Annotated in this window: 19 protein-coding genes and 4 tRNA genes; 20 read left to right on the top strand and 3 right to left on the bottom strand. The window is 35.3% G+C overall.

Annotation, left to right across the window (positions count from 1 at the left end; all coding sequences use genetic code 11):
- Positions 1-76 precede the first annotated feature (76 nt).
- From MHB70_RS25710 to MHB70_RS25630, 17 genes are all read left to right on the top strand, one after another.
- Entirely contained in the window at positions 77-2,050 is a 1,974-nt protein-coding gene (locus tag MHB70_RS25710; protein WP_061529415.1) for a DHH family phosphoesterase, read from the top strand.
- The gene (rplI, locus tag MHB70_RS25705; RefSeq protein ID WP_000864222.1) at positions 2,047-2,493 is read left to right on the top strand and encodes a 50S ribosomal protein L9; all 447 of its coding nucleotides are present in this window, start codon (positions 2,047-2,049) and stop codon (positions 2,491-2,493) included. The genes MHB70_RS25710 and rplI overlap by 4 nt, the downstream gene beginning before the upstream one ends.
- Before the next feature lie 27 nt (positions 2,494-2,520).
- A complete protein-coding gene (dnaB, locus tag MHB70_RS25700; RefSeq protein ID WP_001286243.1) occupies positions 2,521-3,870 on the top strand; it encodes a replicative DNA helicase in 1,350 nt (449 codons plus the stop codon).
- Between the two features lie 216 nt (positions 3,871-4,086).
- Positions 4,087-5,376: an adenylosuccinate synthase gene (locus MHB70_RS25695; protein WP_000100232.1), complete on the top strand. Its 1,290-nt coding sequence runs from the start codon at positions 4,087-4,089 to the stop codon at positions 5,374-5,376.
- Positions 5,377-5,516: 140 nt separating this feature from the next.
- Positions 5,517-5,592, top strand: a tRNA-Lys gene (locus MHB70_RS25690).
- Positions 5,593-5,605: 13 nt separating this feature from the next.
- Positions 5,606-5,677: transfer RNA gene (locus MHB70_RS25685), tRNA-Glu, on the top strand.
- Positions 5,678-5,698: 21 nt separating this feature from the next.
- Positions 5,699-5,774: transfer RNA gene (locus tag MHB70_RS25680), tRNA-Asp, on the top strand.
- A gap of 41 nt (positions 5,775-5,815) precedes the next feature.
- Positions 5,816-5,888: transfer RNA gene (locus MHB70_RS25675), tRNA-Phe, on the top strand.
- 283 nt (positions 5,889-6,171) lie between these two features.
- Positions 6,172-6,879 (top strand): cell wall metabolism DNA-binding response regulator WalR, encoded by a 708-nt coding sequence (gene walR / locus MHB70_RS25670; protein WP_000971864.1) that lies wholly within the window; start codon positions 6,172-6,174, stop codon positions 6,877-6,879.
- Between the two features lie 3 nt (positions 6,880-6,882).
- Positions 6,883-8,724: a cell wall metabolism sensor histidine kinase WalK gene (walK, locus tag MHB70_RS25665; protein WP_000755358.1), complete on the top strand. Its 1,842-nt coding sequence runs from the start codon at positions 6,883-6,885 to the stop codon at positions 8,722-8,724.
- Complete coding sequence (locus MHB70_RS25660; RefSeq protein WP_000061574.1) at positions 8,721-10,067, top strand: YycH family regulatory protein; 1,347 nt, start codon at positions 8,721-8,723, stop codon at positions 10,065-10,067. Before walK ends, MHB70_RS25660 begins: the two co-directional genes overlap by 4 nt.
- Entirely contained in the window at positions 10,048-10,884 is an 837-nt protein-coding gene (locus tag MHB70_RS25655; RefSeq protein WP_000383715.1) for a two-component system regulatory protein YycI, read from the top strand. Before MHB70_RS25660 ends, MHB70_RS25655 begins: the two co-directional genes overlap by 20 nt.
- Entirely contained in the window at positions 10,868-11,662 is a 795-nt protein-coding gene (locus tag MHB70_RS25650; protein ID WP_000061688.1) for an MBL fold metallo-hydrolase, read from the top strand. Before MHB70_RS25655 ends, MHB70_RS25650 begins: the two co-directional genes overlap by 17 nt.
- 63 nt (positions 11,663-11,725) lie before the next feature.
- Positions 11,726-12,901, top strand: a complete 1,176-nt coding sequence (locus tag MHB70_RS25645) for a S1C family serine protease (RefSeq protein ID WP_061529416.1) — start codon at positions 11,726-11,728, stop codon at positions 12,899-12,901.
- A 53-nt stretch (positions 12,902-12,954) separates the two neighbouring features.
- The gene (locus MHB70_RS25640; protein ID WP_001052826.1) at positions 12,955-13,140 is read left to right on the top strand and encodes a CxxH/CxxC protein; all 186 of its coding nucleotides are present in this window, start codon (positions 12,955-12,957) and stop codon (positions 13,138-13,140) included.
- Positions 13,141-13,199: 59 nt separating this feature from the next.
- Complete coding sequence (gene rlmH, locus MHB70_RS25635; RefSeq protein WP_001027003.1) at positions 13,200-13,679, top strand: 23S rRNA (pseudouridine(1915)-N(3))-methyltransferase RlmH; 480 nt, start codon at positions 13,200-13,202, stop codon at positions 13,677-13,679.
- 181 nt (positions 13,680-13,860) lie between these two features.
- Positions 13,861-14,739, top strand: coding sequence for a radical SAM/SPASM domain-containing protein (locus MHB70_RS25630; RefSeq protein ID WP_000713626.1), 879 nt, complete (start codon positions 13,861-13,863; stop codon positions 14,737-14,739).
- 41 nt (positions 14,740-14,780) lie between these two features.
- On the opposite strand, the gene pepF is transcribed toward MHB70_RS25630, so the two are convergent.
- Entirely contained in the window at positions 14,781-16,598 is a 1,818-nt protein-coding gene (pepF, locus tag MHB70_RS25625; protein WP_000800001.1) for an oligoendopeptidase F, read from the bottom strand.
- 137 nt (positions 16,599-16,735) lie between these two features.
- Complete coding sequence (gene guaC, locus MHB70_RS25620; RefSeq protein WP_000432439.1) at positions 16,736-17,719, bottom strand: GMP reductase; 984 nt, start codon at positions 17,717-17,719, stop codon at positions 16,736-16,738.
- A gap of 240 nt (positions 17,720-17,959) precedes the next feature.
- Here guaC and MHB70_RS25615 point away from each other — a divergent pair, with 240 nt between their 5' ends.
- Both MHB70_RS25615 and dbpA read left to right on the top strand, forming a co-directional pair.
- Positions 17,960-18,991, top strand: a complete 1,032-nt coding sequence (locus MHB70_RS25615; protein WP_000827026.1) for an acyltransferase — start codon at positions 17,960-17,962, stop codon at positions 18,989-18,991.
- A 188-nt stretch (positions 18,992-19,179) separates the two neighbouring features.
- A complete protein-coding gene (gene dbpA / locus MHB70_RS25610) occupies positions 19,180-20,625 on the top strand; it encodes an ATP-dependent RNA helicase DbpA (protein ID WP_000037208.1) in 1,446 nt (481 codons plus the stop codon).
- A 42-nt stretch (positions 20,626-20,667) separates the two neighbouring features.
- On the opposite strand, the gene MHB70_RS25605 is transcribed toward dbpA, so the two are convergent.
- Positions 20,668-21,228, bottom strand: a complete 561-nt coding sequence (locus MHB70_RS25605) for a DUF1836 domain-containing protein (protein WP_000427895.1) — start codon at positions 21,226-21,228, stop codon at positions 20,668-20,670.
- 164 nt (positions 21,229-21,392) lie between these two features.
- Between MHB70_RS25605 and trhA the strand changes: the two genes are divergently transcribed.
- Positions 21,393-22,040, top strand: a complete 648-nt coding sequence (gene trhA, locus MHB70_RS25600) for a PAQR family membrane homeostasis protein TrhA (protein WP_000995370.1) — start codon at positions 21,393-21,395, stop codon at positions 22,038-22,040.
- Positions 22,041-22,186 lie beyond the last annotated feature (146 nt).

Below are 22,186 nucleotides of genomic sequence, written 5' to 3'. Positions count from 1 at the left end.
TAATATTCCTTATACTATTTTAATCTGTAAAACTAACTGGAAGGTGAGTTAGTTTTACTTTATAGGAGTTGTATACATGCCTGAATTTTATAAGAAACAGTGGTTTTTATATCCTGTTTATGTATTGGCATTTTTTGTATTTGTGCTAATTTCACTCCTCTGTTACTTTCATTTAATTATGGGAATATCAGCCTTTTTTATCTTTTGTATTGTACTTTTTGTCGTTATACGATTCGAACTTACTTTCCAAAGAAATTTTGAAAAACATACGACAGATATGATTACAAGGGTAAAGAAAGTGAGTAATGAAGCATTTAACCAAATGCCAATTGGTATTTTGTTATACAATAAGGATTATGGGATTGATTGGGCAAATCCTTATTTATCATCATGTTTGGGACAGCATGCATTAGCCGGTTGGCACCTTTACGATGTATCAGAAACATTACTCCTTTTTATTAAGGGGGAAACTTCTGACGATATAGTTTCTTTAAATAATCGAAAGTTCCGTGTTTTTGTAAGGAAAGAAGAAAAGCTAATTTATTTCTTTGATGTAACGGAACAAACAGAAATTGAAAAGATGTATGAAGATCAACGCACTGTTTTAGCTGTTATTTATTTAGATAACTATGATGAAGTTACACAAGGATTAGATGATCAATTACGTACGAATATAACAAGTCTTGTGACGTCACGTCTAAATGAATGGGCTGTTAAGTATGGCGCTTATTTAAAACGTGCATCTTCAGAGAGGTTCTTCGTTGTACTAAATGAAAGTATTTTAGCACAAATGGAGAAAGGCAAGTTTAACATTTTAGATCAAGTGCGTGAAGAAACATCTAAAAGGAATATACCACTTACGTTAAGTGTGGGTGTCGGATCAGGTGATATGCCTTTATCAGAGCTTGGAGCAATGGCTCAATCTGGTTTAGACCTTGCGCTTGGACGTGGTGGGGATCAAGTAGCTATTAAACAAGCGACAGGTAAAGTTAAATTTTACGGCGGTAAAACAAATCCAGTTGAAAAGCGTACTCGTGTACGTGCTAGAGTTATTTCGCATGCATTGAAGGATTTAGTATTAGAAAGTAGTAATGTCATTATAATGGGACATAGGGCCCCTGATATGGATGCAATTGGTGCTGCGATTGGTATTTTAAAGGTAGCTCAATTAAATGAGCGCAAAGGATATATTGTGTTAGATGAAAATGATTCCGATAAGGGAATTAAACGTCTGATGGATAAAGTGAAACAAAATGAAGAACTATGGTCTCATTTTATTACCCCAGATCAAGCGATGGAATTTGCAAATGATGAGTCCTTACTTGTTGTTGTGGATACACATAAGCCTTCTATGGTGATGGAGGAAAAACTGGTTCGTAAAATTGAAAATGTAGTGGTGATTGACCATCATCGTCGTGGAGAAGATTTTATTGAAGATCCATTACTTGTTTACATGGAACCATATGCTTCTTCGACGGCAGAACTTGTTACAGAATTACTTGAGTATCAACCGAAAAATTTAAAGATGACAATGTTAGAAGCGACGGCATTGTTAGCTGGTATTATTGTTGATACGAAAAGTTTTACGTTCCGGACGGGTGCTCGTACGTTTGATGCAGCTTCTTATTTACGCTCGCATGGTGCAGATACTGTACTTGTACAAGAATTGTTAAAAGAAGATATGAATCAGTATTTACGAGTTGCAAAAGCTATTAAAAATGCGTACATTTATAAAAATGGAATTGCTATTGCAAAAGTTGATAGTGATGACTATTACGATCAAGTGCTTATTGCACAATCAGCGGACACGCTATTAACGATGACGGGTATTATTGCATCATTTGTTATAGCGAAACGTGGGGAGAATTTCATTGGAATTAGCGGCAGGTCTTTAGGTGAAGTGAATGTGCAGCTAATTATGGAGAATCTAGGAGGTGGCGGGCATTTGACGAATGCAGCCACACAAATGAAAAATGTTACAGTAGATGAAGCTGAGGGGAAGCTTCGATTTGTTATTGATGACTATTTACAGGGAGGCACACAATCATGAAAGTAATTTTTCTAAAAGACGTAAAAGGTAAAGGTAAAAAAGGAGAAATAAAAAACGTACCAGATGGTTATGCAAATAACTTTTTACTAAAACAAGGATTAGCTGCTGAAGCGACAAACAGCAGTATGAAAACTTTAGAAGCTCAAAAGCGTAAAGAAGAAAAAGATGCAGCAGCAGAGCTTGAGAATGCAAAAGAGCTGAAAGAAACTTTAGAGAAATTAACTGTGGAACTGAAGGCGAAATCTGGAGAAGGTGGCCGTTTATTTGGTTCTATCACAAGCAAACAAATCGTAGACGCAATGCAAAAATCACATAAAATCAAACTTGATAAACGTAAATTTGAAATGGATGATGCAATTCGTGCATTAGGTTATACAAATGTGACTGTAAAATTGCATCCGCAAGTAACAGCAAAAGTAAAAGTTCATGTTAGTGAACAATAAAAATAAATTAAACAAGGAGGATTGCGTATGAGTGATGTAATGGCTGATCGTACCCCTCCGCATAATATAGAAGCTGAGCAGGCAGTCTTAGGTGCCATATTGATTGATCAAGATGCGTTAACGTCAGCATCAGAACTATTGGTACCTGACTCATTTTATCGAACGAAACATCAAAAGATCTTTGAAGTGATGCTTGGCTTGTCTGATAAGGGAGAGCCAATTGACTTAGTAATGATGACGTCAGCGATGGCTGATCAAGGATTACTAGAAGAAGTTGGTGGGGTTTCTTACTTAGCAGAGTTAGCAGAGATTGTTCCAACTGCTGCTAACGTAGAGTATTATGCACGAATCATCGCTGAAAAGGCGCTTTTACGTCGTTTAATTCGAACGGCGACTCATATCGTGTCTGATGGATATGAGAGAGAAGATGATGTGGACGGCCTTTTAAATGAGGCTGAGAAAAAAATATTAGAAGTATCTCATCAAACGAACGCTAAAGCATTCCAGAATATTAAAGACGTTCTTGTGGATGCTTACGATAAAATCGAACTTTTGCATAATCAAAAAGGTGAAGTTACAGGAATACCAACTGGATTTACTGAATTAGATAAGATGACCGCAGGTTTCCAACGAAATGATTTAATCATAGTAGCGGCGCGTCCGTCAGTAGGGAAAACTGCATTTTCATTAAATATCGCACAAAACGTAGCAACGAAAACGGATGAAAATGTAGCGATCTTTAGTTTGGAGATGGGCTCTGATCAGCTTGTTATGCGTATGCTTTGTGCAGAAGGTAATATTGATGCGCAAAGACTTCGTACTGGGTCATTAACTTCTGATGATTGGGCGAAGTTAACAATGGCGATGGGAAGCCTTTCAAATGCCGGTATATATATTGATGATACACCAGGGATTAAGGTAAATGAGATTCGAGCAAAATGCCGTAGATTAAAGCAGGAACAAGGTCTTGGGATGGTTTTAATTGACTATTTACAGCTTATTCAGGGAAGTGGGAAGTCGGGCGAGAACCGTCAGCAGGAAGTATCTGAGATTTCGCGTACATTAAAAGGGATTGCGCGTGAATTACAAGTGCCTGTTATTGCCCTTTCACAGTTATCCCGTGGTGTTGAATCTCGTCAAGATAAACGCCCTATGATGTCTGATATTCGTGAATCGGGGAGTATTGAGCAGGATGCTGATATTGTAGCATTCTTGTATCGTGAAGATTACTATGACCGTGAAACGGAAAATAAAAATACGATTGAAATTATCATCGCAAAACAACGTAATGGTCCGGTAGGTTCAGTAGAGCTTGCGTTTGTTAAAGAATTTAATAAGTTCGTTAACTTAGAACGACGCTTTGAGGATGGGGCATAAAGGCAGTATAAAAAAGAAACACATTTCTTATAATAAGATGTGTTTCTTTTTTTATAGAGTAAAGATAAGGCTTTCATAAGGTGAAAATATAATTCTTACGAACGAAAATGATTTTTAATAAAAAAATGTTCGCTTTTTTGGTTGACTTCTTTTTCGGTTTTGGTACAATTATATTGTTTGAATAGATCGTTTGAAAATTGCGGAGGTGCTTTAATAATGTCTTCAGTAGTAGTTGTAGGAACACAATGGGGCGACGAAGGAAAAGGTAAAATCACTGATTTTCTTTCTGAGCATGCGGAAGTAGTTGCAAGATATCAAGGTGGAAATAACGCGGGACATACAATTGTTTTCGGCGGAGTTAAATATAAGTTACACTTAATTCCATCTGGTATTTTCTATAAAGAGAAAATTTGTGTAATCGGAAATGGCTTAGTAGTAGATCCAAAAGCATTACTTGAAGAGTTAAAATACTTACACGACCGTGGTGTAAGTACTGATAATTTACGTGTAAGTAACCGTGCACACGTTATTTTACCTTATCATTTAAAACAAGATGAGTTAGAAGAGGCTAGTAAAGGTGATAACAAAATCGGTACAACGAAAAAAGGTATCGGTCCTGCATATATGGATAAAGCTGCTCGTATTGGTATCCGTATGGCTGATCTTTTAGACCGTGAAGCATTTAAAGAGAAGCTTGAGCGCAATTTAGTAGAGAAAAATCGTTTATTTGAAAAAATGTACGATACAGAAGGTTTCAGCGTAGAAGAAATCTTTGAAGAGTACTTCGAATATGGACAACAAATCGCACAATATGTATGCGACACATCTGTTGTATTAAATGATGCACTAGATAACAATCACCGTGTATTATTTGAAGGTGCACAAGGTGTTATGCTTGATATTGACCACGGTACGTACCCATTTGTTACATCTTCTAACCCGATTGCTGGTGGTGTAACAGTTGGAACTGGAGTTGGTCCGGCGAAAGTTACTCGCGTTGTAGGTGTATGTAAAGCATATACAAGCCGTGTTGGTGATGGTCCATTCCCTACTGAACTTAATGATGAAATTGGTCATCAAATTCGTGAAGTTGGTCGTGAATACGGAACAACAACTGGTCGCCCACGCCGTGTAGGTTGGTTCGATAGCGTTGTTGTAAGACATGCGCGTCGTGTTAGTGGTTTAACGGATTTATCATTAAACTCTATTGATGTATTAACAGGTATTCCAACTCTTAAAATCTGTGTTGCTTACAAATATAACGGAGAAGTTATAGATGAAGTTCCAGCAAACTTAAACATTTTAGCGAAATGTGAGCCTGTATATGAAGAGCTTCCAGGTTGGGAAGAAGATATTACTGGTGTGAAATCATTAGATGAGCTTCCTGAAAATGCAAGAAAATACGTAGAGCGTGTTTCTGAATTAACAGGAATCCAATTATCTATGTTCTCAGTTGGACCAGATCGTAACCAAACGAATATCGTTCGTAACGTATACGAAGTTTAATTGATATTTTTAAGAAAAACTCATGTCCGCATGAGTTTTTTCTTATCTTTTATAAAAAAAACAAAAAAAGTATTGCAAAAGTGAAAGATGATATGTTATGATACATCTTGTCGTCACGAAAATATGACGTTGGTGAGTATGAGCCATTAGCTCAGTTGGTAGAGCATCTGACTTTTAATCAGAGGGTCGAAGGTTCGAATCCTTCATGGCTCACCATTTTATTTTTCGTGGCCCGTTGGTCAAGTGGTTAAGACACCGCCCTTTCACGGCGGTAACACGGGTTCGAATCCCGTACGGGTCATGTTTTTTTATGTTTATTTTTGGTCCCGTGGTGTAGTGGTTAACATGCCTGCCTGTCACGCAGGAGATCGCCGGTTCGACCCCGGTCGGGACCGCCACTTTTGTTTATACCACCATTAGTGGTTTTATATATAGTTTTGGCTCGGTAGCTCAGTCGGTAGAGCAGAGGACTGAAAATCCTCGTGTCGGCGGTTCGATTCCGTCCCGAGCCACTCTCAGGATATTAAGTGGGCCCACTTAATATCCTTTTTATTTTGTGTAGTTTTACAAATGTGGGTAGTTATTTTACAATAGGATGAGGAGCCTCTAGCAGTTGAAGCTAGAGGTTTTTCTGTAGATCGTATAGGATTCCGTGTAAAGGTGGATCATACATGAGTCTATGAGAATAGAGGAGAGAACACTTAAATAAAGGTTGCTGTCATATAGGGATATACTATAGAAACATCAATATATTTAAGAATCATTGACCATATTTTTATGAGGAGGAAATAGACGATGATGGGAAAGAAAATTTTAGTAGTTGATGATGAAAAGCCGATTGCAGACATTTTGAAGTTCAACCTAGAAAAAGAGGGTTTTGAAATTGTAATGGCACATGATGGTGATGAAGCAATTGAGAAAGCTAATGAAGAACAGCCAGATATGGTTTTATTAGATATTATGCTACCAGGAAAAGATGGTTTAGAGGTTTGTCGTGAAATACGTAAAAACTCAGAAATGCCGATTATTATGCTTACAGCGAAGGACTCTGAAATTGATAAGGTATTAGGGCTTGAGCTTGGAGCAGATGATTATGTAACGAAGCCATTTAGTACGAGGGAATTACTTGCTCGTGTGAAGGCGAATTTACGCCGCCATCAACAAGGTGGTGCAGCAGAAAAAGAAGAAAATACTGAAATGGTTATTGGACCAATTATTATTAATCCAAATGCTTATAGTGTAACAAAGCGTGAGGAAAATATTGAGCTCACACATCGTGAATTTGAATTGCTACATTATTTAGCAAAACATTTAGGACAAGTTATGACACGTGAACATTTATTGCAAACAGTTTGGGGTTATGATTATTTTGGAGATGTGCGTACAGTGGATGTAACAGTACGTCGTTTACGTGAAAAAATTGAAGATAATCCAAGTCATCCTACTTTAATTGTAACTAGACGTGGGGTAGGGTATTACTTGCGTGACCCAGAGCAGGAATAATATATGAAAAAGGTTGGTTTTTTTCAATCCATTCATTTAAAGTTTGTGCTCATATATATGCTATTAATATTAATAGCGATGCAAGTAATCGGTGTATATTTCGTAAGAGAATTAGAAAAAAGTCTTGTACAAGGCTTTAAGGATTCCCTGACACAACAAACGAATTTACTATCGTATAATTTAAAGCAAGAATTTACAAAAAGTCGTGAAAAAACAGATCCAGAATCATTAGATGACGCTATAAAAAATTCGATTCAAAAGTTTGCATCGGATCGTAAGAAAGATATTCAAGAAGTAAGTGTATTTGATTCTAATAGAAAATTAATGGCGATTTCAGACACGGCTAAGCAAAATAAGATAGGCAGAACATCGACAGATATAGCTGTTCAACGGGTAATTGTACAAAATAAACTAGAATCAAAAATTGAGAAAGATGGAGGAACTGGCCATCGAGTTCAAGTGATGATTACTCCTATTCAAAGCGATAAAGCTGGGGAGGTACTTGGTGTCATTCGTATTGTTGCATCTATGGAAGATGTATACAAACAAATGAAGGATATAAATCAAATTTTTGCTACCGGAACAGTGATTGCTTTGTTAGTAACGGCTGTACTTGGGATTTTACTAGCTCAAACAATTACAAGACCAATTTCAGATATGCGAAGGCAAGCAATTGAAATGGCAAAAGGAAATTATTCGAGAAAAGTAAAGGTCCATAGTCATGATGAAATTGGCCAATTAGCATTATCTTTCAATAATTTATCAAAAAAGCTACAACAAGCTCGTTCTTCAACAGAAAGCGAAAGACGTAAATTATCATCTGTTTTATCACATATGACAGATGGAGTAATTGCTACTGACCGAAAAGGGGATATTATTTTATTAAATGACCCTGCGGAAAAGATGCTAAATGTTTCGCGTGAAACGGCGCTGGATCAATCGGTTTTAGAAGTATTGGGGATACAGGAAGAATTTACGCTCGATCATTTATACGAAGAGCCTGATTCTGTTTTATTAGATTTTAGTACGAGAAATGAACCATACATTTTACGTGCTAGTTTCTCTGTTATTCAAAAAGAGACGGGGAAGGCAAATGGTTTAATTGCTGTATTATACGATGTAACGGAGCAGGAGCGTATAGAAGGGGAACGCCGCGAGTTTGTGGCGAACGTCTCTCATGAATTAAGAACACCATTAACAACGATGCGTAGTTACTTAGAAGCGCTGACAGATGGTGCATGGCAAGATCCAAATATTGCACCGCAATTTTTAACAGTTACACAAGAGGAAACAGAAAGAATGATAAGGCTTGTAAATGCGCTGTTGCAACTATCTAAGCTTGATAGTACAGAACATCGTTTGATGAAAGAGTGGGTCGACTTTACTGACTTCTTTAATAATGTTATTGATCGCTTTGAAATGTCTAAAGAGCAAAATGTAAGTTTCAAACGATCTTTCTCTAAAAAATCTAGATTTATTGATATGGATACGGACAAAATTACACAAGTGTTGTATAACATTATTTCTAACGCATTAAAGTATTCGCCAGAAGGTGGAACAGTAACATATCGCTTACGTGATCGAGGGGAGTTATTAGAGATTAGTGTAAGTGACCAAGGTATGGGTATTCCGAAAGAAAACGTAGATAAAATCTTCGAACGTTTTTATCGTGTGGATAAAGCCCGTTCAAGACAAATGGGTGGTACAGGTCTTGGGTTAGCTATTGCAAAAGAAATGATTGAGGCACATGGTGGTTCTATTTGGGCGAAGAGTGAGGAAGGAAAAGGAACGACGATTTATTTCACACTGCCACTGGCACCAGATGAAGAGGACGATTGGGAATGAGTATGGAAAACTTTAAAACGATAGTTCTAATTAATTTAGTTGTTATTAGTCTATTTTTAACTTTTAATTTATGGACATATGTTCCCGATTCCACTTCTGTGCAAAATACAAAATTTGTTCAAGGTAATGAAGAGATAAATCCGATAAAGATTTCAGGAGTTGTTCGCCCATCCTCTGTTATTGTTCATAAAGAAAAAAATCATTACGTAAGTGAGAATACGAACAACGTGAACTCACTTTATAAAATTCTTGAAAATGGAGAATTACATGATTTTAGGGAAATAACAGGCACAGTTCCTAAAGGGGATTTTCTTTCTTATGTACACGGAGAAGAAAAGATTGAATTTGTTTTTCCTACAAATGTGCCACTTGAGACGATTAAAGACATGTTCAATATTAAAGATAAAAATTTAGAATCTAATAGAAGTTTTAATCGCATTGTAATCGATCCTTCTCGAAGCAAGGACCAAGAAATTAAAGTTAATTTTATTTCTTATGATAATCCTCGTAGAATATATCAAGCGATGTTGAGTGGTGCTTATGTAAAGGATGTTATAAACGACCAAAATCGATTTATTACATTAGCAAAACCATATTTTGAATATCAAGTAAATGATACGAAAAAACTGTTTTTACCAGATGGAATTACGGAATTAAATCAGATAGAGTATTTTGTGTCTGGGTTAGATGTGGATTCATTTAAAAATGTTTTATTTAGTGATCCGCGTTATTTAAGTCCTATTACCGAGAAATCAAAGGAAACATTTACAGATGGTATTCGATCTATGGAAATTGATAAGTTGAATTTAATGTTGAAATATAAAAATTCCGCAGTATATAGTGATAAAGTTACAGATAATGCGATGCTTTTGAAGAAAAGCTTCGACTTTGTAAGTGGGCACAGTGGTAACTTAAATTCTTATCGTCTTGATTATATTAATAAGGGGAAAACCTCATTCCGTTTATACGAGGGCGGTTTACCTGTATTTAATGCAGATGGAATGGCTGAATTAAAACAAGCATGGGGTTCAGGCGAAATCATGCAGTATGAGAGATCTCTTTTTGATTTCAATATTCCTTTACCTAGTACACCCACTTCTCTTGCATCAGGTCGTACAGTGATGACATCATTAGAGAATAATCCGGAAATTGACAAAAATTCAATTCAGGATGTTGGTATTGGTTATAAAATGTCATTGAAATCTTCCGTGAACGGAGGTCCTGTGAACGGAGGAGAGATCAGTATTTTACAGCCGATATGGTATGTAAAATGTGATGAAGAGGGTAAACAAAAAATATATGAGTGGAGTGAGGGAGGACTAAATGGATTGGGATCGAATTAAAACGATATTTATTGTGACCTTTTTTGTTTTAGACCTCTTTCTTATCTTTCAGTTCATTCAAAAGCAAGATAGTAATCAGTTGGAAATTGTGACAGAAACAAAAATTGATCAACAATTAAAAGAATCTAAAATTACTATGGGGAGTTTTCCTAAAGAGCCGAAAAAAGAGTCATTTATTATGGCGAAAAATAAAAACTTTAAAGAAGAAGATGTGCAATCTTTAAAAAATCAAACAGCGCATCTGCAAAATGAATATACGATAGAAGGTAAGTTGAAAGAGCCATTTTTAAATGCAAAATCATTATCTAAGGATAAATATAATGATTTCTTAAAAAACAGTGTCCTTGATGGGCAGAAATACGAATTTGGAGCAATGAAAGACTCTAAAATTTATTTCTTCCAAAAGTATAAGGATAAGCCGATTTTCCACAATAATCATGCAATGATTGTTGTGGATTTAAATGAAAAAAACGAGCTTGTTTCGTATACACAAACAATGTTAACGGATTTGAAGGAAATGGGCGAAAGTGAAAAAACGAAAGAACAAGAAATTATCACTGCTCAAACAGCTTTGGAAAATATATATTTAAAAAATAAAATTGCAGAAAATACGCACGTGAAAGAGGCGCAGATTGGATATGCGGCTCTAGCTGAATCATCTTCTAATATACAAGTGCTAGCTCCAACTTGGAACTTAAAGACAGAGCAGAAAAAGGACTTTTTTGTGAATGCAATTGAAGGACAAGTTATGGAATTAGGGGAAACTCAAGTGCCGGAAGAACATAATGGAGTGAGAAAGAATGAGTATGCATTTTAGTGTGCTTGCAAGTGGAAGTACAGGGAATATGCTATATGTAGGAACGGATGAAAAAAAATTACTCGTCGATGCAGGTTTAAGTGGTAAAGCAACAGAGGCTTTATTTAAACAAGCAGAACTGAATATAAATGATGTATCAGGTATTCTTGTCACACATGAGCATAGTGACCATATTAAAGGATTAGGTGTATTGGCGCGTAAATATGATTTACCAGTTTATGCGAACGAGAAAACATGGAATGCAATGGAACATTTAATAGGAAATATTCCAACTGAGCAAAAGTTCATTTTCTCAGTTGGGGATGTGAAAACATTCGGTGATATTGAGGTCGAGTCATTTGGAGTTTCCCATGATGCGGCAGAGCCGATGTTTTATGCTTTTCATAACAATAATAGAAAATTAGCCCTTATTACAGATACAGGATACGTGAGTGACCGTATGAAAGGTGTTATTAAGGGAGCTAATGCTTTCGTATTTGAAAGTAATCATGATGTGGAAATGCTTCGTATGGGACGTTATCCGTGGAGCATTAAAAGACGTATTTTAAGCGACGTTGGTCACGTTTGTAATGAGGATGCTGCGTTAGCGATGGCAGATGTAATTACAGATGAGACAAAACATATTTATTTAGCACATTTAAGCTTAGATAACAATATGAAAGAACTAGCGCGTATGTCAGTATCGCAAGTGTTAGAGGAAAAAGGATTTGGAGTGGGAGAATCCTTTGAAATTCATGATACAGATCCAAAAATGCCTACGAAAATTCAATACGTATAATTCTTCATTTTAGTAAACAATAAAGGTGAATATAGTTGTTTTCAGGAAGATAGGTGAACAAATATGTCCTTTATTGATGAAGAAAAGTATCGTATAAAACGTGCAGGTAAAAAGAAGCATAAAGGTATTGTCATTTCTAGCATAGCAGGAACAATTGTAGGGGCTTCATTATTTGCATTTGGGGCGCCTTTATTTTCGAATCATGCTGGCACGCTTCCGCAAGCTGAAGCAAGTGGAAGTAACATGGCTGAAGCTCAAGGGATTAAACAGGTTAGCTTTGTAGACGCTGTTGATCGCGCTTCTGAAGCTGTTGTTGGTATTATTAATATTCAACGAGACAATTTTTCAGAGGCAGATTCAGAAGCCGGTACAGGATCTGGTGTCATTTATAAAAAGACAGATGGACAAGCTTACATTGTAACAAATAACCATGTCGTTGCTGGAGCAAATCGTATTGAAGTAAGTCTAAGTGACGGTAAGAAGGTCCCAGGGAAAGTATTAGGAACCGATGTAGTCACAGATTTAGCTGTACTAGAAATAGATGCGAAGCATGTGAAAAAAATAATTGAGATTGGCGATTCTAATAAAGTTCGTCGAGGAGAACCGGTCATTGCGATTGGAAATCCACTCGGACTGCAATTTTCGGGGACCGTTACACAAGGCATTATTTCAGCTAACGAGCGTATTGTTCCTGTAGACTTAGACCAAGATGGTCATTACGATTGGCAAGTAGAAGTATTACAAACAGATGCAGCGATTAATCCAGGTAATAGTGGTGGTGCACTTGTAAATGCGGCAGGACAATTAGTTGGTATTAACTCAATGAAAATTGCTGCAAAAGAAGTGGAAGGAATCGGATTAGCTATTCCGGTTACTAGAGCCGTTCCGATTATGAATGAACTTGAGAAGTACGGGAAAGTAAGAAGACCTTATGTTGGAATTGAACTTAGATCATTAAATGAGATTCCGAATTATTATTGGTCCAAAACATTACATTTACCAGGCAATGTAGCAGAGGGAGTTTGCATTTTAGATGTGAAAAGTCCTTCACCAGGCGCGGATGCTGGTTTGCGAGAACATGATGTTATTGTAGCGGTAGATGGAAAACCAGTAAACGATATTATTGGGTTCCGTACGGCCTTATATGATAAAAAAATTAATGATAAAATGACTCTTACGTTTTATCGTGGTACAAAAAGAGCAACAACAACGGTGAAATTAGGCATTCAAAAATATTAAAAACAGGAGGGCCTACCTCCTGTTTTCTATTGTAGAAAAGTGAGGTGAAGAATATGAATTTACCTTGTTGTTTAGAACATGTTGAATTAGCGTTAGATATTATTGTTGATGAATGTGAAGTTGCACCGGTTATTAACAATGTGGATAACTCAGAAAAAGATAAAAAAACATGTGAATTTTGTCAAAATGAGGCGACATATGTTGTATCGAACACAGATTCTCACACAATATGTGGGTAACATTTGTGGATATGTGGATAAGTTATGTGGATAACATGTTTGTAAGGTGGGGAATAAATGTGAATATCTCGATTATTTCAATCGGAAAATTAAAGGAAAAGTATTTAAAACAAGGTATAGCAGAATATTTAAAACGATTATCTGCGTACGCAAAAGTAGAAGTAATTGAATTGCCAGATGAAAAAGCACCAGAAAATTTAAGTGAAGCCGAAATGTTAATTGTAAAAGAAAAAGAAGGTATACGTATACTGGATAAAATTTCTGATGATACGCACGTGATCGCATTAGCGATAGAAGGAAAACAAAAGTCATCAGAAGAATTTGCAGTAAGCCTAGATCGTCTTGCTACATATGGAAAGAGTAAAGTTGCCTTTGTAATTGGTGGATCACTTGGACTAAGTTCAGAAGTAATGAAGCGTTCCAATGAATCTCTTTCTTTTTCGAAAATGACATTACCACACCAATTAATGCGATTAGTATTGCTTGAGCAAGTGTATAGAGCGTTTCGTATTAATCGTGGTGAACCATATCATAAGTAAATTTCCATTTGTATATAAAAAGAGTAAAAAAGACCATTGGATAAAAATCACCGATGGTCTTTTAAACATTAATAGGTGGTATGCAGATTTCCTAAAATAAGTATGTTTCTATTTCTAAAAAAGTATGCTGTAATATGAAGAGGAAAAAATTATAAGTAGTCAGAGAAGTGAGGAATTAAAGGTGAAGAAGTTTAAGAAGTTTTACTTAGAGATTACAAGTGTATGTAATCTTGCGTGCAGCTTTTGTCCGCCGACGGAAAGGCAGAAGCAATTCATTTCTGTGGAGGATTTTGCTAAAAGATTAGACCAAATTAAACCTCACACAGACTACATTTATTTGCACGTGAAGGGTGAGCCGTTGCTCCATCCAAAAATAGATCAACTGCTAGATTTAAGCCATGAAAAAGGATTTAAAGTTAATATTACAACGAACGGAACGTTAATTAATAAGAGAAGGCATAGACTGTTAAATAAGCCTGCTCTAAGACAAATGAACTTTTCCCTGCACAGTTTTGATGGACATCCAGGTTCGCAAGATAAAGAGGGCTATGTAAGAAGTATACTTGCCTTCATTAGGGAAGCAACAAGTCAATCAGATTTAATTGTTTCGCTAAGGTTATGGAATTTAACTCAGGATAATAAGACAAATGCTGAAATCCAGAAAAATAGAGAGCTATTATCCATAATTGAAAATGAGTTTGATCTGCCTTATCAAATTGAAGAGAAGCTTACACCAGGAAAAGGTATAAAAATTGCGGAACGTGTCTTTATTAATCAAGATTATGAATTTCAATGGCCGGCATTGCATGAAGAAGAGGATGATGGAAAAGGATTCTGTCATGGTCTTCGAAATCAAGCGGGTATTTTAGCAAATGGAACGGTTATTCCTTGCTGTTTAGACGGTGAAGGGATTATTAATCTTGGGAATATTAATAATGATTCATTTTCTAACATTATAGAAGGTGAAAGAGCAACAAACATTGTCGATGGATTTTCGAAAAGAGTTGCAGTCGAAGAGTTATGTAGGAAATGTGGATACCGTAAAAGATTTGGAAAGTAAATATGAAATAAGCCCTCATAAAGAAGCGAGGGCTTATTTTTTTATTCTTGATAAGAACGCTCTAATTCATCAATTAAGGAGCCAACGTAAGAAACAGCTTTACGGATTGCATCTGGTTTTGACATATCTACTCCGGCATGTTTCATTAATTCAAGTGGTTTCATTGTACCACCAGCGCGAAGTACATCTAACCAGCGATCAACGGCGGGCTGCCCTTCTTCTTTAATCATTTGGGCTACTGCGGTAGATGCAGTTAGACCTGCAGAATACGTGTAAGAATATAAGCCCATGTAATAATGAGGTTGGCGCATCCAAGTTAAGCCGGCACCTTCATCGATTTCTACAGAATCCCCCCAGAATGTAGAAAGGACATTTGTTTTTATTTCGGTTAAACTTTTAGCTGTAAGTGCTTGTCCTTCTTCTGCTAGAGTATATACTCTTCGTTGGTATTCGCCCTCAAGTAAGTGAGTAACAAAGTTATGATAATATGTGCCAAGTAGTTGTAGAATGACCCATCTGCGCATTCTCTTATCGTTAGTTGTTGCAAGTAAATGTTGGGCTAGTAATAATTCATTCATTGTTGATGGTGCTTCAACAAAGTACATAGATGGACGTACATTCATAATGCGCTGGTTTTTATTTGCTAAATAAAAATGCCCAGCATGACCAAATTCATGTGCTAATGTGAAGCATCCGCGCATCGTATTTTGCCATGTAATTAAAATATATGGATGAGAACCATATGGACTTGAACAAAATGCTCCTGTTGATTTGCCTACATTATCTGCAAGATCTACCCATCTTTCTTTGAAGCCTTTTTCGATAATGGAACTATATTCATCTCCTAATACTTTTAAAGAATCTTGAATGAGTTTGCCTGCTTCTTCGTAAGTAATTGCTGGATTAAATTCAGGATCTAAAGGTGCATGTAAGTCGCAGAAAAGCATTTGATCGAGTCCTAATACTTTCTTTTTTAAATCTGCAAAACGGCGCATATGAGGCGCTAATTCTTTATAAATAATATCAAGTTGATTGTTATACATTTCAAGTGGAACTTTTTGCGGCTCTAAAAGCATATGAGTAACGGATTCATATTTGCGTAAACGAGAAAGTGTCACTTGTTTTTTTACTTCAGTAGCATATGTTGTGGCAACTGTATTTTTATATCGCTTCAAAGTGGAAACAAACGATTCATATGCTTTTCTACGTATGTATGCGCTTGGAGAGAATTCATAATTGCTTTCAAATAATGCAAATGACAAAGGGAATTCGTTTCCTTGTTCGTCTTGTATAGGATTGAAATCCATATCGGCCAATTTAGTCATGCCGTAAATTTTGTATGGAGAACTATGAACTTCGCCAAGTGCAGCAAGTGCTTCTTCTGTTTCAGGTGAAAGAGTGTGCTGCCTTTTGCTCAGCACTTCTAGTAATGATTTACGAAAAGGGTTGAGTTTTATCTCCTCAATTAAATATTTTTCAATCGTGCCTTCTTCAAATGAGAGAATTTCATTATGAATAAAGGATAGTGCTGTATGTACTTTCGTTCCTAGAGCAGAAACTTTGGAAGAGTTCGCTTGAATAACTGGATCTGTCCGATCAGCAGATTCTTTTAGGTTTGCATATGAGCTCAGTTTTGTTAATTTCATTAAAAGCTCTTCCTCTATAAGTAAGCAATTTAGTAAAGTAGTGGAGCTAGTATGCAAGCGTCCTTTAAATGCACCAAGTTTCTGTATATCATTTTCTAATACGTTTAATGCAGCGTGCCACTCGGCATCAGATTTATACAAATCAGAAAGATCCCATGTTAGTTCAGTAGGAACTTCTGCGCGAATAAGGCGATTTTCAATTACATTTTTCATTTATTATAGCCCCCTTATTTTAAGTATTTAAAAATATGATACTAGAAAATTCAGTAAAATAAAAATATTTAACGGTTTTATACATAAAAAAGAAGGACAGGCATACACATGCTTGTCCTTCGAGCTCAATATAAGAATTAATATACTTTATCACCGTTGAAAATAGAGTTTTTCACGACAACATAATCTACAGTACGAATAGCATCTAATTTTGTTCCACCAGCGTAAGAGATAGAAGATTGAAGATCTTGTTCCATTTCGATTAAAGTGTCTTCTAAAGAACCTTTATGCTCCACGAACATTTTCTTACCTTCAACGTTTTTCTTCTCACCTTTTTGGAATTCAGAAGCTGAACCGAAGTATTCTTTATAAAGCTTTCCATCTTTTTCGATTGTTTCCCCTGGAGACTCTTCATGACCAGCGAATAGAGAACCGACCATAACCATAGTTGCCCCAAATCGAATAGATTTAGCTACATCACCGTGTGTACGAATACCACCGTCAGCAATAATCGGCTTACTTGCAGCTTTTGCACACCAGCGAAGTGCAGCTAACTGCCAACCACCAGTTCCAAAGCCTGTTTTAATTTTAGTAATACAAACTTTACCGGGTCCAATACCAACTTTTGTTGCGTCAGCGCCAGCGTGTTCTAATTCTCTTACCGCTTCTGGAGTTCCAACGTTTCCAGCGATAACAAAGCTTTCTGGTAAATGTTTTTTAATATGTTGAATCATGTTGATCACAGCATTAGAGTGACCGTGTGCGATATCGATTGTAATGTATTCAGGTGAAAGTTGCTCAGCGGCTAATTGTTGTACGAATTCGTATTCGTCTTCTTTAACACCAACGCTGATTGAAGCAATTAATCCACGTGATTGCATATCTCTAATGAATGAGATTCGTTTCTCTGGTTGGAAACGATGCATGATATAGAAGTAATTATTTTCAGCTAAATAAGTTGCGATTCTTTCATCTATAATCGTTTGCATATTTGCAGGTACGACAGGTAATTTAAATTTATGTTTTCCTAAAGTGACAGTTGTATCACATTCAGATCGACTGTTTACAATGCATTTTGCAGGAATTAATTGAATATCTTCATAGTCAAATACGTTTTCCATCATTTACACCCCTAAAATACGAATATTTTATTTGTTTCGTTTGAAAATGTTCGTCCAAAGGATAATTTACATTATTTTCACTAATAAGTCAAAGGTTTTAATGTTTATATAAAAAAATTAAGTTGATTTAAGTCTACTGTAGGTTTATATCGTCAAAATTTGTTTTAACATAACATGATTTAATGTAAAATTATGTGTGGTATAGGAAAAATCAAATATGTAAATTTAGGAGAGCTGTTAATGAAACGATTAGTGTATATGGACTGGTTGCGTGTGTTAGCGACAATCGCAGTAGTTACAATTCATGTCTCCGCTGGTTATGTTTCCACATTGGATGCAAATAACGTTTCGCGTTGGTTGTCTGGGAATCTTTTTGAGTCACTTTCACGCGCTAGCGTTCCAATCTTTGTGATGATTAGTGGGGCTTTATTATTAAAGGGTACGAAAGATATTTCTATTGGAGAATTTATACAGAAACGTGCAAGTAAGGTAATTATACCTTTTGTAGCTTGGAGTGTTTTATTTTATTTATACGGAGCTTATGCAGGATATTTCCCGCGTTCTATAAAACAGGGGATAAAATATTTTCTAACAGATAGTATTGGTGGACATTTATGGTTCATGTACATGATTGTAGGGATATACTTAATTACACCTTTACTGAAAATTTTTGTGAAGAATGCTCAAAAGAAAGAGATAGAGTATTTTTTAATTTTATGGTTATATGCATCTGTTGTCGTTAATTTGGCAAAATATTATTATCCTATCAACTTTAATATTGAATTATTTTACGTTACAAATTATGTAGGCTATTTCCTTCTTGGTTATTATTTATCCAATTATGATATTGTGAAAAAGTGGAGGAATTTGGCTTACATTGGAGGAATTGTAGGATTTATTATTACATTCTTTGTTACATATTATTATACAGTTCAGGCCAACGGACAATTGGATCAGTTTTGGTATGGATACTTTTCTCCAGGTGTTGTACTTATGGCGATTAGTTTATTTGTATTTTTCAAATATTCTTTCGGAAATTCAGAAAGAAAATTACCATTTGTATTACGCGGTATAAATCAAGCGAGCCTTGGTATTTATATCCTTCACTATTTCTTATTAAATAACTATCTGTACAGAGTATTTCCAAAGGTGAATGAACATGCACATGCAATATTGGCAATACCTATTAATGTAACAATCACAATTGTTCTTAGTATGGTAATTACTTTAGTATTGCAAAGAATACCAGTTGTAAAAAAATTAGTTCCATAAAAGATGAATACAATTTAGAGGGGCAGACTTATAATTAAGGCTGTCCTTTATTATTTAAGAATTATACGTAGATAAATTGAAACTTAAATGAATTGAAAACATTGATTTAATATAGTATCTTGGTATAACTTGACGTTAGATATGGAGAGTATAGTTATTTAAATATAAAATTCAAATGAGGTTAGTATATGAGTAAAAAGGAATTTAGTAATTATGCATTAAGTAAAGAAATAATACGAGCACTTACTGGTTTAGGATATGAACATCCAACAGAAGTGCAAGGAGAGGTTATTCCAGTTGCATTGAAAAAGAAGGATCTTGTTGTAAAATCGCAAACTGGAAGTGGAAAAACAGCTTCATTCGGTATTCCACTTTGTGAAATGGTGGAATGGGAAGAGAATAAGCCACAAGCATTAGTTTTGACGCCGACGAGAGAACTTGCTGTTCAAGTGAAAGAAGATATTACGAATATAGGCCGCTTCAAAAGAATTAAGGCTGCGGCCGTTTATGGTAAGTCTCCATTTGCACGTCAAAAATTAGAGTTAAAACAAAAGACACATATCGTAGTAGGGACTCCTGGCCGTGTGTTAGATCATATTGAAAAAGGTACCCTTTCTTTAGAATGTCTGAAGTATTTAGTCATTGATGAAGCAGATGAAATGCTAAATATGGGCTTTATTGATCAAGTAGAGGCAATTATTGATGAATTACCTACAAAGCGAATGACAATGCTATTTTCGGCAACACTTCCAGAAGATGTTGAAAAGTTATCCCGTACGTATATGGATTCGCCAACGCATATTGAAATTAAGGCTGCCGGGATTACCACAGACAAAATTGAACATACACTTTTTGAGACGAGAGAAGAGGAGAAGCTTTCACTTCTTAAAGATGTAACAACAATTGAGAATCCAGATAGTTGTATTATTTTTTGCCGTACACAAGAAAATGTAGATCACGTATTTAGACAGTTAAACCGTGTTAACTATCCTTGTGACAAAATACATGGTGGTATGGTGCAAGAAGATCGTTTTGAAGTTATGGACGATTTTAGAAAAGGAAAGTTCCGTTATTTAGTAGCGACAGACGTAGCTGCTAGAGGAATTGATATTGATAATATTACACATGTTATTAACTATGATATTCCGTTAGAAAAAGAAAGTTATGTACATCGTACGGGAAGAACGGGACGAGCTGGCAATAAAGGAAAAGCTATTACATTCATAACTCCGTATGAAAATAGATTTTTAGAAGAAATTGAGGCGTACATCGGCTTTGAAATTCCAAAGGCATATGCACCTTCAAAAGAAGAGGTTATGAAAGGGAAGGCAGTATTTGAGGAAAAAATACATGCTAAACCAATTATAAAGAAAGATAAAAGTGCAGACTTAAACAAAGGGATTATGAAGCTGTACTTTAATGGTGGGAAGAAAAAGAAAATTAGAGCGGTAGATTTTGTCGGCACAATTGCTAAAATTAAAGGTGTTACAGCAGAAGATATAGGAATTATTACGATACAGGACAATGTTTCTTACGTTGAAATATTAAATGGAAAAGGACCAATTGTTTTAAAGACCATGAAAAATACAACGATTAAAGGGAAACAATTAAAAGTCCATGAAGCAATTAAGTAAATAAAAAAACTATCCACTGTAACAGGTGGATAGTTTTTTTATTTACGATTCTTTTAAATCGTCCACTAACTTCTCTGCCAATCGTCTGTACATATTACTCATCGTCACGAAGGATGTTAGTAATAAAAACTTTTCTAGCTTTTGATCTTCTAAGGAGGAAATCTCATTTACTTCCCTAATACGGTTATTTACGTCCTGGTTAAAGGTTTCCACATTGGTTTCAGTAAGAGCAAGATAATCTTTATAGAGAGTATTTAATTCGAATGTATCATCGTTTAGTAAAGGTACATTTATATTTTCTAAGGAGCTTTTTATGTCATTAATGGAAAGGGCTCCTTTTAATTGGTAAATCAAGCTAATTAAAATCATATGCTCTTTTGAATACTTTTTATTTTTAATAGGGATGAATAGTTTCCCTTTTGCGTAATTGTTAATCATTGTTTTTGTTAATACTTTTTCATCATCAGTTCTTGTTGTATCCGCATAAGTATTCTCAAATAGTTGAACAACTTGGTCTACATATAAGTCGACATTTGGGATATCCTCAAGTTTAATATTTTTTTCTAAATGTAATGATTCAAGTAATTTATTTATATTTTCCACGTAAAACCCCTCACTTTTATCACTTAGTGGAACTGAATGTTTAGTATATCTTTAAATATGGTATTACGAAACAAGTGAATTGTAAATGTTGACTAGTATAAATAATGCGTATATAATTACATGTAGTTATTAAAACTACATGTAATTATATGAGGGGTGTTTATATGAATGCTTATGTAAGAGAACCGGTTAATGCATTTACTCACTTAGGAGGAGCTGTATTAGCATTTATTGCATTATTAGCTATGCTTGTGAAAGTTTCTGTTAAGATGCCATCTTTTGCTGCAATTACAGCTGTTATTTTATTCGGTATTGGGATGATGGTCCTTTATATGGCATCAGCTGTGTATCATAGTGTTGTAGCCAGTGAACGTGTTATTTATTTCTTTAGGAAGTTAGATCATTCTATGATTTTTATATTAATTGCAGGTACATATGCACCCTTTTGCTTAATTACATTAAGTTCAGCAAATGGTTTACTACTATTTTGTTTGGTTTATGCAACTGCGATTTGTGGTATTGTTTTTAAAATGTTTTGGTTTAATTGCCCAAGATGGTTATCAACAGGAATTTATCTTCTGATGGGTTGGTTAATTGTTCTATTCTTTGCACCGCTAGCTGAGAATTTAAGTACAGGAGGTATCCTTTTCTTAATACTTGGAGGTATTTTTTATACAATTGGTGGGTTTATTTACGGTGCTAAGCCAAAATGGTTGGAGTTTAAATATATGGGACACCATGAAATTTTTCATGTTTTCGTATTATTAGGAAGCCTGGCACACTTTTTAAGTGTATATTGTTACGTAATTTAACAAATCAGAACGTTTGGATAGCTTTTACTAAAATTTTTGGGTAATAAAAAATGATATAGAAAAATATAGATGTTGAAGAGCTACATAACTTAAAGGTTATGTAGCTTTTTATATAAAAGAAAATTTAAAATATTTAGAATTTATAT

The organism is Bacillus sp. FSL M7-1020 (assembly GCF_038050415.1).
Lineage (GTDB): Bacteria > Bacillota > Bacilli > Bacillales > Bacillaceae_G > Bacillus_A > Bacillus_A toyonensis.
This window is presented reverse-complemented; position numbering and strand designations above follow the sequence as displayed.